The 16,133-nt window shown below is 29.6% G+C and carries 15 protein-coding genes; all 15 read right to left on the bottom strand.

Annotation, left to right across the window (positions count from 1 at the left end; translation table 11 throughout):
• Nucleotides 1–18: 18 nt before the first annotated feature.
• The 15 genes from AQ1689_RS01030 to AQ1689_RS00960 all read right to left on the bottom strand — a co-directional run bounded on the left by AQ1689_RS01030 (nt 19) and on the right by AQ1689_RS00960 (nt 16,131).
• Complete coding sequence (locus AQ1689_RS01030; RefSeq protein WP_101954904.1) at nt 19–1,161, bottom strand: DegT/DnrJ/EryC1/StrS family aminotransferase; 1,143 nt, start codon at nt 1,159–1,161, stop codon at nt 19–21.
• On the bottom strand, nt 1,158–1,775 hold the full coding sequence (locus tag AQ1689_RS01025; protein WP_180947510.1) for an acetyltransferase: 618 nt from the start codon (nt 1,773–1,775) through the stop codon (nt 1,158–1,160). The genes AQ1689_RS01030 and AQ1689_RS01025 overlap by 4 nt, the downstream gene beginning before the upstream one ends.
• Nucleotides 1,768–2,373: a sugar transferase gene (locus tag AQ1689_RS01020; RefSeq protein WP_101916164.1), complete on the bottom strand. Its 606-nt coding sequence runs from the start codon at nt 2,371–2,373 to the stop codon at nt 1,768–1,770. The genes AQ1689_RS01025 and AQ1689_RS01020 overlap by 8 nt, the downstream gene beginning before the upstream one ends.
• Nucleotides 2,373–3,566: a glycosyltransferase family 4 protein gene (locus AQ1689_RS01015; RefSeq protein WP_101916165.1), complete on the bottom strand. Its 1,194-nt coding sequence runs from the start codon at nt 3,564–3,566 to the stop codon at nt 2,373–2,375. The genes AQ1689_RS01020 and AQ1689_RS01015 overlap by 1 nt, the downstream gene beginning before the upstream one ends.
• Nucleotides 3,567–3,572: 6 nt before the next feature.
• Nucleotides 3,573–4,712, bottom strand: a complete 1,140-nt coding sequence (gene wecB / locus AQ1689_RS01010; RefSeq protein WP_101916166.1) for a non-hydrolyzing UDP-N-acetylglucosamine 2-epimerase — start codon at nt 4,710–4,712, stop codon at nt 3,573–3,575.
• A 13-nt stretch (nt 4,713–4,725) separates the two neighbouring features.
• Nucleotides 4,726–5,844, bottom strand: coding sequence for a polysaccharide biosynthesis C-terminal domain-containing protein (locus AQ1689_RS01005; RefSeq protein WP_101916167.1), 1,119 nt, complete (start codon nt 5,842–5,844; stop codon nt 4,726–4,728).
• Nucleotides 5,841–6,266, bottom strand: coding sequence for a WxcM-like domain-containing protein (locus tag AQ1689_RS01000; RefSeq protein ID WP_058884364.1), 426 nt, complete (start codon nt 6,264–6,266; stop codon nt 5,841–5,843). Before AQ1689_RS01000 ends, AQ1689_RS01005 begins: the two co-directional genes overlap by 4 nt.
• Nucleotides 6,267–6,268: 2 nt before the next feature.
• On the bottom strand, nt 6,269–7,303 hold the full coding sequence (locus tag AQ1689_RS00995) for a polysaccharide biosynthesis protein (protein WP_101954903.1): 1,035 nt from the start codon (nt 7,301–7,303) through the stop codon (nt 6,269–6,271).
• 12 nt (nt 7,304–7,315) lie between these two features.
• A complete protein-coding gene (locus AQ1689_RS00990; RefSeq protein WP_101916168.1) occupies nt 7,316–8,431 on the bottom strand; it encodes a glycosyltransferase family 4 protein in 1,116 nt (371 codons plus the stop codon).
• 142 nt (nt 8,432–8,573) lie between these two features.
• Nucleotides 8,574–9,665: a glycosyltransferase gene (locus AQ1689_RS00985; RefSeq protein WP_101916169.1), complete on the bottom strand. Its 1,092-nt coding sequence runs from the start codon at nt 9,663–9,665 to the stop codon at nt 8,574–8,576.
• Nucleotides 9,662–11,080 (bottom strand): O-antigen polysaccharide polymerase Wzy, encoded by a 1,419-nt coding sequence (gene wzy, locus AQ1689_RS00980; RefSeq protein WP_159459695.1) that lies wholly within the window; start codon nt 11,078–11,080, stop codon nt 9,662–9,664. The genes AQ1689_RS00985 and wzy overlap by 4 nt, the downstream gene beginning before the upstream one ends.
• Nucleotides 11,081–11,148: 68 nt before the next feature.
• A complete protein-coding gene (locus AQ1689_RS00975; RefSeq protein WP_145993702.1) occupies nt 11,149–12,594 on the bottom strand; it encodes a lipopolysaccharide biosynthesis protein in 1,446 nt (481 codons plus the stop codon).
• Between the two features lie 27 nt (nt 12,595–12,621).
• Nucleotides 12,622–13,905 carry a nucleotide sugar dehydrogenase gene (locus AQ1689_RS00970; RefSeq protein ID WP_101916172.1) on the bottom strand — a complete coding sequence of 428 codons (1,284 nt, stop codon included), beginning with the start codon at nt 13,903–13,905 and terminating at the stop codon, nt 12,622–12,624.
• Nucleotides 13,906–13,908: 3 nt separating this feature from the next.
• Nucleotides 13,909–14,898, bottom strand: a complete 990-nt coding sequence (locus AQ1689_RS00965; RefSeq protein WP_101916173.1) for an SDR family oxidoreductase — start codon at nt 14,896–14,898, stop codon at nt 13,909–13,911.
• A gap of 141 nt (nt 14,899–15,039) precedes the next feature.
• Nucleotides 15,040–16,131 (bottom strand): Wzz/FepE/Etk N-terminal domain-containing protein, encoded by a 1,092-nt coding sequence (locus AQ1689_RS00960; RefSeq protein ID WP_101916174.1) that lies wholly within the window; start codon nt 16,129–16,131, stop codon nt 15,040–15,042.
• Between the last annotated feature and the right edge of the window lie 2 nt (nt 16,132–16,133).

Raw genomic sequence — 16,133 nt, 5'->3', positions numbered from 1 at the left:
GTAACTTATAAGTATTTTTTACTGATTTTTTTTCAATAATTTCGCTACAGATTCTTTTATTCTAGTTCTATCATCAGCCGTTAAATTAGAGCCTGAAGGCAAACATAATCCGTCAGTAAATAATTTTTCAGACACATCAGTTCCATAATAATCAGTATTTTCAAAAACTGGTTGTAAATGCATCGGCTTCCATAAAGGACGAGATTCTATATTGTCTTCCGATAAACTTAATCGTAAATCTTCTCTAGAAAAACCTGTGATAGTTTGATCAACAACAATAGCACTCAACCAATGATTTGAATAAAAATCTTGCGTTGCTTCTTTAAAAACAGTTATTCCTGCAACATCTTTAAATAACTCTTGATAAAATTCATTGTTAGCTCTTCGATAACCGATGTGTTTATCTAAAACTTCCATCTGCCCTCTACCAATACCCGCTACAACATTACTCATTCTGTAGTTATATCCTACTTCTGAATGTTGATAATGTGGTGCATCATCTCTTGCTTGGGTTGCTAAAAAGATGGCTTTTTGTTTGTTTTTTTCTGATTTACAAACTAAAGCACCACCTCCTGATGTGGTAATAATTTTATTTCCGTTAAACGATAATATTCCATAATCGCCAAAAGTTCCACATTTCTGCCCTTTGTAAGTAGCTCCTAATGCTTCGGCGGCATCTTCAATTAAAGAGATACCATGTTTTTTTGAAATCGCGACAATTTCATCCATTTTTGCAGGCATTCCATATAAATGGACTACAATAATCGCTTTTGGTTTTTTACCTTTTGATATGCCTTTTTCAATAGCTTCTTCTAAGGCTATCGGGCACATATTCCAAGTATCTTTTTCGCTATCGATAAAAACAGGGTTAGCTCCTTGATATTTAATCGGGTTTGCTGATGCTGAAAAAGTCATGCTCTGACAAATAACGTCATCATTTAAGCCAACTTCTGATAATATTAAAGCTAAATGTATTGCTGATGTTCCTGAAACCAAACAAGCAACACTTGAGTTTTCACCAATATAATTTTCTAAATCTTTTTCAAATCCGTTTACATTTGGTCCTAGTGGTGCTATCCAATTGGTATCAAATGCTTCTTGCACGTATTTTTGTTCTGAACCTCCCATATGCGGAGAAGAAAGCCAAATTTTATCCATTATTTTTTTTCTTTAAATTTTATAATCCTACCTGGATTTCCTACAACAACTGCATAATCAGGAACGTCTTTAATAATTACCGTTCCTGCGCCAATAGTAGCCCATTTTCCTATTTTAACACCAGGTATTACAATAGCTCCAGCACCAATATGAGTTCCTTCTTTTATTGAAACAGCACCTGTTATTATTGCATTTGGTGATACATGAACATAATTTTCAATACTACAATCATGCTCTATAATTGCTCCCGTATTAATAATACAATGTTTTCCGATAGTAACATCAGCATTAATAACAGCGCAAGGCATTACAACTGTTCCTGCTGCTATTTTTGCTGATTTTGAAACAGTAGCTGTTGTATCGATTAAATATGTGTATTGTACATTTAATTGATTTGCTATTTTTTTTCTAATTTCATTATTTCCTATTGATATAATAAAATTTTCTGTATTAACAGATGCTATTTCTGCTGATTTTATTACCGAAATATTATGTAATACTTCTAGTTTTGGATTATCATCTACAAAAGTAAAAACCTCAACATTATTATTAACAGCGATGTCTTTAATTACCTTTCCATGACCGCTAGCTCCAAACAAACAAATTCTTTTATCCATTGCCTAAAAACTTGGTTGTAGTTGCTTGTCCTTCTTTACTAATTCCTTCTGATTTAAACACTTTTAAAAAGGTTTTAAAAAATATTTTCACATCTGAAATAAAAGAAATATGATCAACATATTGAACATCATATTCAAATTTTTTCTGCCAACTAATTGCATTACGCCCATTAACCTGTGCCAAACCTGTTATTCCTGGTTTTACATCGTGTCTTCTTTGCTGCTCATTACTATACAGTGGCAAATATTCAATTAATAAAGGTCTTGGACCTATCAAACTCATATCTCCTTTTAAAACATTTAATAATTGTGGAAGTTCGTCTAATGATGTTTTACGAACAAAGTTACCAACTTTTGTTAATCTTTCTGAATCGGCTAATAAATTTCCATCACTATCTTTTTTATCGTTCATGGTTTTAAACTTGATAACCTTAAAGATTTCTTGGTTTTTACCCGGTCTTTTTTGAAAGAAAAAAGGTTTACCGTTATTATAAATGCTTAATAAAATTAGCACAATTATAAATATTGGACTTAATAAAACTAATGCCACTAAAGCTATTAGAAAGTCGAAAACACGTTTAATATAGTTTTTATACATTACATCCTATTTAATATTAATTTATATGATCTTTCTACAAGATATTCATTTAATAATAAGTTGTACGAGTTTTCAGACAAAACATTAAAATCATCATTCATTAACTTGCTTATTTTTTGTTGCATCTCATCTTGATTTCCTGCTACGACTTTGTATCCACATTTTGCATTTTCAATGACATCCCCTATATCTGTATTACAATCTGTTGCTGATAATACAGGTATTTTCATTTCTAAATAAGATAACAACCGCGACGGAAAATTAGGTATTAAAAAATTTTCATCTAAAAAAATTAAACCTACATCACAAGAAGCTAGTAACTTATCATAATCTGATTTTGGTAATCGTTGTAATAATTTAGCATTAGTAGGGTTTTGTTCCTTAAACCAATCAGATATTCTTTGATACTCTGTACCATCTCCTATTATTAAAAAATACACTTCTTGATTTTTCGTTCTAGTAATAGTCTCTAATAGAAAGCCTAATCCTTGAGGTTTCCCTAAATTTCCACCATAAACAAATATTTTTTTATTTAATGGAATTCCATATTGAGATCGAATATTGTATTTTTCTTCGTCTGAATATTTTATTTCAATAGGTTCAATAGTATTAGGGTTTACCTCTACTTTATTTTTATCAATTTCAGAATTATATTTTAAAACAAAATCTACATTTGCCTCCGACATGCACCCAATTGTATCTGATATTTCATATAGATTTCTCTCTTTTTTCAAAAAAAACCGATGTACAAAACCTCCCTTACGAATCATTTTCATATCCACAGCATTTTGAGGAAATATATCTTTTAGCAAAAGATATGTTTTTGCTTGATTCTTCTTTTTAACATAACGAATAACTTTCTCAAAAGTGATTGGTGGTGTCGCATATAAAATTAAATCATATTTTTCAGTAGCTAAATATTTCTTTATTGCTGATAAATATTGTGATTCAATTAACAAAGTTCCAAGTCCTTTCTCTAAAATATTAGTTTTCTGAATATTTAAGGTTTTGACTTGTAAAATTGAAATATTTTCGTGTTTAATTAAATTTGTACTAATTTTTTTTCTTCGTTCAACAGGTGTAACAATAGTTACTTTATGTCCTTCATTACAAAATTTCCGTAATAAATCGGGATAAATACCTCTATCAGTAATAGAATCTATCTGTACTAATGTTAAAAATAATATATTCATTTATTTCTAAATTTCCTCACTCCAAACAACTCTTTTTATATAATCGGTGTAACTTAAAATAATTCGAACCATTTTAGCAGAAACATTCGGCATAGAATAATCTGCAACAGGACGGTAGTTTCTTGTAGCACCTATTTCTTGTTGTAAAACTTGTGCTAAACCTTGCATAATACGTTCTGGCGATAACCCAACCATCATTACAGATGCTTCTTCCATTGCCTCTGGACGTTCATGTGCCTGACGGATATTTAATGCTCTAAAATTTAAAATAGAAGACTCTTCTGAAATTGTTCCCGAATCTGATAAAACAGCATACGAACGCATTTGTAAAGCATTATAATCGTGAAATCCTAGTGGCTTTAAAAGCTGAATTTCTGGACGCATTTTAATCTTCTTTTTCTCAATCATATTTCTTGTACGAGGATGTGTAGAAACAATAATTGGATATTTATATTTAGTTGCAATTTCGTTTAACGATTGCATTAAATCTTCAAAATTCTTTTCTGAACCAATATTTTCAGCTCTATGTGCTGAAACTACAAAAAACTTTCCTTCCTCTAGGTTCAACGTATCTAAAACTGACGATGATTTAATTTGAGGTAAATAATGGTTTAATACCTCAAACATTGGCGAACCTGTTTTGATAATTCTATCGGCAGGAAGCCCTTCTCTTAACAAATATTCTCTTGCTATATCTGAATATGTTAAATTAACATCTGCTGTATGATCTACAATTTTTCTATTCGTTTCCTCAGGAACACGTTGATCAAAACAACGATTTCCTGCCTCCATATGGAAAATAGGAATTTGACGTTTTTTTGCAGGAATTGCACACAGACATGAATTTGTATCTCCTAAAACTAAAAATGCTTCTGGATTTAATTCTTCTAAAAGTGGATCAATTTTAATAAGGATATTCCCAATTGTTTCCGTTGCAGTTTTTCCTGCTGCCTCTAAAAAATAATCAGGTTTTCTTAAGCCTAAATCTTCAAAGAAAATTTGGTTTAATTCATAATCATAATTTTGCCCTGTATGAATAATCGTATGTTCTATTGCATCAGAAGCATCTAAGGCAACTAAAACTCTCGATAATCTAATAATTTCTGGACGGGTTCCTACAACCGTTACTACTTTTAGTTTTTTCATTATATTTTTTTAATTATACCTCTACAAAATAAGTATCAGCATCTTCTGGATTATAAGGCTCGTTTATCCAAAAAATTGTTAATAATTCTTCATCGCCTATATTTTTAATATTATGCGTGTACCAAATTGGCATATCAACATAAGCAGGTTCGTTTCCATCTAAATAAAAATCTAAAACCTCATCTGAATCAATTTTTCTTAGTTGAATTAAGGCTTTTCCTTTAACAACTGAAAAACGTTCTACTTTTCGAGTATGAAAGTGATTTCCTCTTGTAATTCCTGGAACTGTTGTTGAAAATGAACATTGTCCTCCAATTCCTAAACGAATTACCTCAACAAAAGCACCTCTTGGATCAGTATGTTCTGTGAATTTTATTGGAAAATGTGTTTTATAATCAATAAATGAACGATATGTATTAAATAAATTTAAATCGAATTGCGATTTCAGTTCCGGAATTTCTCCTTTTTCGAAATACAAATTTTTAAAATTTTCTAATTTTGATAGCACTTCAGAAACCTTATGTGTAGATGTAAAGGGAATTACATAATTTTCATTGGTTTTTCCTAATTCAATTTGATTGATTATTTGCGCTACTAATTCGGCAACATAAATCAAATTTACTTCTCCATCAACATTAATTTCAGGCATTTCATTAGTTACCAACTTATGACAAAAAGTAGCAATAAATGAATTATAATTTGGTTTACCAAAAGCACCAAATACATTTGGAATTATCATTCCAGTAAATTTCCCGCCTGCTTTTTCTGCCCATTTACACAATAACTCTCTACCTTCTTTTTTTGATTTCCCGTAAAGGTTATCTTTTTCTTCCTGTGAAGAAGATGAAAATAAAACGTGTGCTTTTGAATTGGTTCTTTCTAACGAATCAACTAATAACTGTGCTAATTCAATATTTTTATTATAAATAACCTCAGGGTCTGGATGACGGTTCATCGCCGCTAAATGTACGATAACATCACATTTTTTTACGAATTCATCTAATTGTTGAACATCGGTAAAAAATTCTTTACTAAATACGACTCTTTCGTATTTTTCTGGTGATAACCCTAAGGTGTTATATAGGTGCGAACCTACAAAACCTCCTTGACCTGTAATTCCTATTTTTTTCATTTTCTTGAATTAAAATAATCTAATGGATAACGTACCACATCATCAACTTCACCTAACTTATAGTCAGACATTGATACTAATTTTGCGTCGTTACTTAATGTTTGTATTGCAGTAACATAGCCCGCCGGAATATGTAAAACATCCAAAGATTCACTTGACAATATAAATTCTTCGATTGGTAAATCTTTATTTGGTTCTTCAGATGAATCTAACTCAATACATTGAACCTTAATGCTTCCTTGTAAGCACGAAAACCAACGCTGTTCAATAGTATGCCCTTGCCAACCTCTTACAAAATCGGTTGTTGTATTTTGTAAGGTATATATGCGTTTAACCGCAGACATATCAAAATCGTTATTAAATGTTAACGTTCCTCTTTGGTCAGAAAAATTTCCTCCTGATAAAATTTTCGTTTTTTCCATTTTTAACCTGGATATTGCATTACGTCCTCTCCTAAAACTTCTTTACGGATAAGAGGTAATTTTAGTAATAATTCTTTCATTCCTTCAACACCTAACTGTTCTGTATTGTGCGAATGATAATCTTCTATTTTTGAAACATCTTCAGCTCCTTCTGAAAAATATTGAGCATAATTTAAGTCGCGATTATCTGCAAGAACTCTATAGAAATTACCCATATCTTGAGCTTTCATCATTTCTTCTCTTGTACATAAAGTTTCGTACAATTTCTCTCCATGACGAGTTCCGATAACTTTTATAGGAGTATCTGCTTTAAATAGTTCTTTCAAGGCTACTGCTAAATCTTCAATAGTTCCTGCGGGTGCTTTATTTACAAATAAATCTCCTGAATTTCCATTTTCAAAAGCAAATAAAACTAAATCAACAGCTTCATCTAAAGACATTAAAAAACGGGTCATTTTTGGGTCTGTAATTGTTAATGCTTCTCCATTTTTAATTTGATTAACAAATAATGGTATTACAGAACCTCTTGATGCCATTACATTTCCATATCGTGTTAAACACACTGTTGTATCTTGAAGGTTTCTTGCTGCCGCTACGGCTACTTTTTCCATCATTGCTTTAGAAATACCCATTGCATTGATTGGATAAGCTGCTTTATCTGTACTTAAACAAATTACTTTTTTAACTTTATTTATCCCTGCTGCATCAATTACATTTTGCGTACCAATTACATTTGTTTTTACTGCCTGCATTGGAAAAAATTCACAAGAAGGAACTTGTTTTAATGCCGCTGCGTGAAAAATATAATCTACACCTCTTGCTGCAAGCTCAACACTATTAAAATCTCTAACATCTCCAATATAAAATTTCAGTTTATCATTGTTAAACTGTATTCTCATATCTTCCTGTTTTTTTTCATCTCTTGAAAAAATTCGAATTTCTTTAAAGTGGTCTGTATTTATAAACCTTCTTAATACTGCTGTTCCAAAAGAACCTGTACCTCCTGTGATTAATAATACTTTATTTTTTATTTTCATATCTTTTTTTTATTAAACCATTGATTTCCAAATACTTTCTAACTCCTGACAAACTATTTTCATAGTATATAATTCATTAACCCTACGTTGTGCATTATTACCTGATTGGATTGCAAAATCTCGATTATTAATCATTTTTTCAATGGCTTCTTTTAATTGTTTTTCATTTTTTGCTTCAATACAAATTCCGTAGTCTTTATTCCCTTTTAAATCTAACATTTCAGGAATTGCTCCAACAGAAGACGCTACTATAGGACAAGCACACGCCATACTTTCAATAATTACGTTTGGAAACCCTTCTGTATAAGTAGGCAATACAAATACACCTGCTGAAAGCATTTCTTTTATAACATTTGTAAAATCCAATTCACCAACGAAATTAAGCCATTTTTGATGGTTTATTCCTCCTAATTTAATTAATCTTTCTTTTGTTTCTTCAGATACAGCTCCAATCATTTTTAATTGAATATTTGGTATTTCCTTACAAACTCGAACTAATTCGAAAACGCCTTTTGTTTCAATTATATGACCTACAAACATAAGTGTTCTATCTATCCTTTTAATCGTATTATTTTGCTTAATAATACTATCTACAATAGGAGCTAATGGATTAGGTAAAAGTGCTATATTTTTATAACCATAATTCAGTAAAATTTCATGAGATAATTTATCTATAACGATTACTTTATCTGCCTTTTTAATTACTTTATCTATTAATCGTTTTTCCCAATTATTTTTCTCGAATAATTCAGGAATACGCCCAAAACGAAAATGAATAATACTTTTTACATTTGACTTTTTTGCATATTTCAACATCAGAAGATCACGAAATAAACCGAAAGAAGCACTTGATGTAATGTGAACAACATCTATTTTATCAACAACAATTTTATTTTTATAACTTCTGATAAGGTTGTAATATTCTTTCAGACCACTGTGTATACGTTTTAATTTAGAGGTATTAGCATAAATAGGATTTTTCCTTTTCATGTTAAACAAAGATAATTCTACTGAAATATCTTTTTTCATTTCATAATACGTCAAAATATGCCCCGTCCACTTGGCAATTCCTCCAACAGCTCCTCCATGAGGCGCACAAAGTAATATTTTGGGTTTACTTTTTACCATATAATTCCAAAATTTTTTAAAACATTATTTAATTAACCTTTTCTATAAAAGATAGAATCCGTTAAACAATACTTCTATCAAGTAGACAGAAGATTAATACATAGTTAATTATTTTATTTGAGTGATGAAAAAAATAATTCTATTAATGCGAATATATTTCGTTTATCCATTCTTTAACTATTTTATTAGGAGAGAATAATTTATCCGCCTTTATTTTTGAATTTTCACCTAATAATTTTATTTTTTTGTCATCTAACCTTATAACCTCCTTAAAAACTAAATTTATTGATTCTATTTCATTCCAATCACATAAATACCCATTACTTTTATCTATTAAAACTTCGTAATCTGAAACCTTTGTCATAATAACAGGTTTACCTAACATCATTGCTTCACATATTGCGTTAGGTAACCCCTCTACGCTACTGAATAAACCTACTATATCATTAATCTTAATTTCTTCTTCAATTTTTTTCGTAGAGTTATTAAGTTTTATAACCTGTGAAAGCTCATTTTTAATTATTAATTTTTCAGCTTCTTTATAAGCATCTAAATTAGCCCCTGAAACATCTATTCGACCAAACCAATTCACATTTATTTTCTTTCTCTCGTTTTCATCAAGTAAAGAAAGTCCTTTTACAACGCCTAGTGGATTTTTTAAATACTGATATGAAGCTACTATTAATATATTTATTTTATCATCTCTTTTAGGCACATAAGCTATCTCAGGATTAAGTATTGTGACTGAATTATATATTACACCCAATTTGTTTTTATACTGTGGATAATAACTCTCCCACATATTTTTTGCATTATTTGAATTACATACAATTGAATCTGAATATCTTTGAAACCATGCAAATATTTTACCTTTGAGAGACAAAAAAGTACTTTCCTTTGAACTTCGCTCATTAGTTATAACTTTCCATGTTTTACCACCAATAGCAGCAATACAATTTAAAAAATTAGGCGTTTCTAAAAAGGAAATTACAACTTTAAAATTATTTCTACGTATAAATTTTCTAACACTCAATATTCGTTTTAAATAATTGTTTGTTAAAATATATTCTATTTGAATATTATTATTTTTTACTTCTTCTTCAAAAAAATTAGCATCTCCATATACTAAAAAAGAAACATCAAATCCTTTTTCTTTTAACAACTTTGCAATTGTTACTATCTGTCTTTGAGCTCCACCAGAACCTAAGTTATCTATGAATAATAGTATTTTCATCCTTTCTTTAATCCTTTAACTAATATGTTATTCAAATATATAAAAATAAGCACTCGTACAGCTGTTATAAATGGTTCTAAAATAGATGCTCTTCCTGTTCTTATTGCCATTGCAAAATAACACACAGATACAACTAATAAAAATATAGAAGCACCCGGTTTTTTACCAAAAACAGCCTTCTCCATTCCCCTAATAGAGGCTCCAAAAAAGAAGAAAAAGAAAACGCATCCTGCAACTCCAAAATCTAAATAAATATCTGTAATAGCACTTGCTCCATCTCCGTACCTAGGTGAAGCGCCTTGTATTAAGTAAGTTACATAACTTGCAGGCGTGTTCATATAATTTGGAAGGTCAGAATAAAAAAACTCAATCAATAAACCAGATAAACCAGGGATTATAGACAGAATAGTTCTAATAAAAAAGCTACCATAAAAGTAATCTGTTTTACTTGAAACCTCTGCAACAACAACATTAGCCGTTCTAAAAGAACTTGCCAACTCCATTGTTGCAGGCGAAACAAATGGAATTCTATCTTTAACTTCCAAAACATAGTCAAGTTTCTCAGAAAAAGAAGCTCCAATTAAAAAAGGAGCTCTTGCAATACCTATAAACATTATTAATACTACTGCAAACACGATCATCGGAGCAATTACTTTAAGTTTCAATTTAATTCTTGTAGCGTACATAAATACGACTAAGCAAACCATACTCATAAAAATAAATGGGCCTCTATCTCCTGACATCAGAACAAGACCTAAATATAAAGTAATTGCCACTATAATTAATTTATCAATTTTGAATATAAATTCTTTTAAAGAGAAACAAGAATTACTTAATCTTATATTTACTGATTTTTGAACTAAATATGCTGTAGTAAAAGAAACATATAAAACACTACTATAAACCATTAAAGGTGTAAATTTAGTTTCTGCATAACTCCCCATAAAATATGATTTATCAGTCACAAATACATACAAAATAAAAGAAAGGACTGACCCTAAATATAAGAATAATGTGTTTTTTGGACGAACAGATTTTGTTTCTCTAAATTTTATTTTTTTTGAAATCAAATAACCTAAAAAAAATGTAACAAAAGAAATACTTAAAACATGTACTGTTTTAAAAAAAACATCTGGTCTAGGTATTAAGAAATCATTTCCTAAATCAATATTTCCAGCAAGATATTCAACAGCTATTTGAAAAAATACAATAAGAAAACTTAATATTAATAAATTTGAATGTTTAAAATAATTTTTTTTATAAAAAAAAGAGGTCTCTTTACTACTAAAAAAAACTAAAATTGTTATTAAATTAAGTGATAACATAACAATTAGTTCTTTATCTGTAGATGGAGTTATTCCAAATACAAATGAACTGAATAAAACAATAAAGATAACAAAAACTATAAAAACCAAACTTCTTATTTTTTAATAAACTTTTAATCAAAATATATTTATCAATACAATACTGCTATCTAAATCAACTATTTTCTATTTAAAACTTTTTTTATGCTAATTAGCATGTCTTTATTAAACACCTTTATTATTTTTAAAATAAATAAATACAAAAACACGAATATAGGAAATATTAAAATCCTTGAATATAAATCTACATGAAAATATTCATATAGATGCAAAAACAAAACAACTGAAAATCCCGCTGATAAAGTTATCTTTAGTACATTTAAAAATATATCGTAATGAATCTTATTTATAACATATAATGAAAAATACAAATTAATCACATAACTAACAATAGACGTTACGACTAATCCATATAATAACACATTCAAATTTAAATAATAAATTCCTATAGCAATACTTATTGCTTGAATAGCCTTATTAAAAATTTCTAGATATAATATTTTGTGTGTTTGATTAAAAATTTTAAATATATTTCTATTCACCTGCTCCAGTAATATAAAAAAACCAGACAAAGCTATCAACCTAATAAAAAAAACTGATTCACCCCATTTATCTCCATAAAGTAACAATATAACTTGTTCAGCATATAAGTATATCAAAGATACCATTAGACCAATAATAATAGCTGTTAACTTTGCCATTAGATTAAACTTTGTAATAAAAACTTCAGTATCTTTTTGAAATTTACTTAGATAAGAATAAAAAACTTGTGAAATAACCGTTCTAAAAACCCCATCTGGTGCTTGGTACAATTTTTTAGCTTGATAATAATAACCTACCTGAGAAAAACTAAAATATTTACCAATTATCAATTGATAAGCATTGTCAAAAGCAATATTTAAAATAGACGAAAGTGTCGTAAACACCCCAAAAGAAAAAATCTCCTTGAATGATTTTTTTGAAAAAACAAAACTACCAATACGACCTAATTTAAACCATAATATCAGCATTAATATAAATGCTGATATTATTTGTAAAGAAACAATAGCCCAGACACCAAATCCTTTATAAGCTAAATAACAAGAAATTATAGTTGCTACACCTAAAGATATTATTTGATATATTCCTTTTTGTTTAAAGCTCATATCTCTAATCAACTTTGTATTTTGAACTACAGTAAAAGCGTTAATAACCAATAATAAACTCAGAGCCCACAAAACCTCTTTTAAAATAGGTTTTTCATAATACAATGCTATCGGTTCAGCAATAACAAACATAACCCCAAATAAAATAAGACTTACAGCTAAATTAAAGATAAAAACTGTTGAGTAATCCTTTGGGGTTACATTTTCCTTACGTACTAACGCTCCACCAACTCCACCCTCAATAAGAACATTGAAAATACCAACAAAAAACATAGCAACTCCTATAACACCAAATTCCTCAGCCGTTATAAATCTAGCCAAAAACATATTTCCTAGTAAAGCTAGCAATACATATCCTATTTTACTAAAAGATGCCCAAAAGACACTATTAATAAACATTTTATTTAAACCTTTACTCAAAATTGATTTTCTGTTAAATGAATATACTTACAATTTACTATCACTACTCTCTAAAATCCCTTTCACATCATAAACAATAGAAGTTTCTTTTCTTATAGCTTCTAAATTTAAGGTTTTAAACTCATTATGAGCAACTCCTAAAACAATAGCGCTAAACTGTTTTTCAGGTAATTCTTGAACACTTTCTATTGCGTATTCATGCTTCACTTCTGCAGGATTCGCCCAAGGATCATACGTTGTTACTTTCATTCCATAATCTTCTAAGGCTAAAATCACATCAATAATTTTAGTATTACGAACATCAGGACAGTTTTCTTTAAATGTAACTCCTAGCATTAATATTTCTGCTTTATTTACAGGAATATCTTTTTTAATCATGGTTTTAACAACCTGCTCGGCTACATATTTACCCATAGAATCATTTAACCTTCTTCCTGCTAAAATAATTTCTGGATGATAGCCAAATTCTTGTGCTTTTTGTGCCAAATAATAAGGATCAACACCAATACAATGCCCTCCAACTAAACCTGGTTTAAAAGGTAAGAAATTCCATTTTGTACCCGCTGCTTCTAAAACTGCGTGTGTATCAATATCCATTAAATTGAATATCTTTGCCAATTCATTTACAAAAGCGATATTAATATCTCTTTGTGAGTTTTCAATTACTTTTGCAGCTTCGGCAACTTTAATTGTTGGTGCTAAATGTGTTCCTGCGGTAATTACCGATTTATAAATTCCATCAACTACTTTTCCAATTTCTGGAGTAGAACCTGAGGTAACTTTTAATATTTTTTCAACAGTATGCTCTTTATCGCCTGGATTAATTCTTTCTGGAGAATATCCTGCATAAAAATCTACATTAAATTTCATCCCCGAAATTCTTTCTAACACAGGAATACACTCCTCTTCAGTAGCTCCTGGGTAAACGGTAGATTCATAAATAACAATATCTCCTTTTTTCAAAACCTTAGCTATGGTTTCACTCGCTTTCACTAAAGGAGTTAAAATAGGACGGTTATTTTTATCCACAGGCGTTGGAACTGTTACTACAAATACATTTGCCTCTTTAATGTCATCTATATTTGCAGAACATAATAATCCGTTCTTTTCAGCATTAAAAGGGTTTTCATTTATCAATGCAGATTTCAATAATTCGTCAGATACTTCTAAAGTATCATCATGCCCTTTGTTTAAATCTGAAACTCTTGCTTGGTTTATATCAAAACCAACTACAGGATATTTTGTAGCAAATAATCTTGCTAACGGCAACCCTACATAACCTAAACCTATAACTGCTATTTTTTTGCTCATCTTTTATCTTTCTAAATTTTCCCAATACCAAGAAACAGCCTCCTTTAATCCTTTTGCAAATTCATGCGTTGGCTTGTATCCTAAATTTTTCTTTGCTTTTTCAATAGATGCTAATGAATGAGGAATATCTCCTAATCTGTTAGGACCGTGTGTAATTTCAACATCGCCAATTTTAGCATCAAATTCAGATAGATATTCTTTTAATAAACCTGCCATTTCTTTGATAGTTGTTCTATCTCCAACAGCCGTATTATAAACGGTATTTATCGCAGTTTTAGAATCGGCAAGCATTGCTCTTTCATTCATTTGAATTACATTATCGATGTATGTAAAATCTCTAGAATAGGTTCCATCTCCATTAATAAGCGGACTTTGATAATTCATTAATTGAGTTACAAACTTCGGAATTACCGCAGCATATGCGCCATTAGGATTTTGTCTTCTTCCAAAAACATTAAAATATCGTAAACCAATACATTCTAAACCATACATTTTACCAAAAACATCGGCATATAATTCGTTTACATATTTGGTAATAGCATAGGGTGATAAAGGTTTTCCTATTACATCTTCTACTTTTGGTAACGATTCTGAATCACCATAAGTTGATGAACTTGCTGCGTAAACGAAACGTTTTACACCTGTATCTCTTGCGGCAACTAACATATTTAAGAACCCTGAACTATTAACATCGTTACTTGTAATAGGATCTTCAATAGAACGAGGAACCGAACCTAAAGCTGCTTGATGCAAAACATACTCTTTATTTTCACAAGCTTTTTTACAGGTTTCTAAATCTCTAATATCACCCTCGATTAAGTTAAAATCTGGGTTTTTTAAAAAAGGTTCAATATTGTGATGATATCCTGTTGAAAAATTATCCAATACAGTTACTTTATATTTTTTTTCTAAAAAATGAGATACTAAATTAGAACCGATAAAACCTGCTCCACCTGTTATTAATACCATCTTAGCTTTTTTTTCTTTTTCCATCTTATTATATATAACTCTACCCTGTATGGTAAATAAATTTTTATAGTGTTTAATTTAATTCTTAAATGGCTAATTTAAAATACTTTTAAGTTTTATGATTATAAAACTTAAAAGTATTTTGTGATTTTTTAATGATACGTACTATTTATCTTTTAACTTTTTCAGCCAATCTTTTCCAAAAACAAACCCCATTCCCGTTATACCCCCTAATAATAACCAAATTGTAAAAATCAGTCCTCTTTTAGGTTTTGATTTTATAACAGGTACACTCACAGGCTCTAAAACTGTAAACACAGGGGTGTTTTCTTTTAATTTAATTTTTTGAGTTTCTAATTGCTTTGCTAATTCGTAGTAAATAGTAGCAGCTAAATTATACTCTGACTGTAAACTTTCTATGCGAGATTTTGAACGAGAAGTAATTAAACCTTGATTTCTATCCCTGAAACTAGCTAAAGTTACCTGTTTATTTTCAAAGTCTTTTTTTAATTCTTTATAGCGTTCTTCTATAAAAATATATTCTTCTTTTGTTTTTTGCACTTTAAAATCAGTGATTGATTTTTGTAACAACTCCTTCACTTTTTCAGTCATTTGAGCTGCTGGCAAAGCTTCTGGCATCGAAAATGCTATTTTCACATATCCTTCTTTAGGATTAATATCTAAAGATAATTGATTTCCTAAGCTCTTAAAAAGAGCTGTTTCCTCTAAAGACACTCTATAAATAGCATCTTTTGCAACTTCTTTAACAATTACCTCTTTTTTACTTTTAAACAAGCCTATAAACTTAGCAGGAAGCCCTATAGTATATTGTTTGATAAAAGAAAGTACATTTGTTTTTTGATATTTTAAATAATATTCTTGATAAGTAACTTCTTTTTCAAGGTGAGAAAATTTTAAAGGAACGTTTAACAATTCTTTTTTAAAAAGAATACTTTGCGTGATTTTAGGATATAAATGTGGGCTAATACTTTCGGTACTTCCTCCTGACCCTAAGTTAATCCCAGCCATAGCAGCTAAGCCTCCTAAAGCACCACCAGGTTTACTACTTGAAGTTTGAGGCACTAAAGTTGTTGACGCGGTATATTCTTTGGCTGTAAAAACGGCAATAAACAAGCCTATTAATGCAAAAACAACTGTAAAACGAATGATTGTTTTTTTACCTTTTTTAAGTGTTCTAAATAATGCTACTAAATCAATTTCATCTTCCGTGTTATTGTACCTGTTATTATTTTCCATTA

Origin of the sequence: Tenacibaculum finnmarkense (assembly GCF_900239185.1) — a bacterium.
In the GTDB taxonomy this organism is placed as follows: domain Bacteria; phylum Bacteroidota; class Bacteroidia; order Flavobacteriales; family Flavobacteriaceae; genus Polaribacter; species Polaribacter finnmarkensis.
Note: the sequence above shows the minus strand (reverse complement) of the source record. Positions and strands in the feature narration are given on the sequence as shown.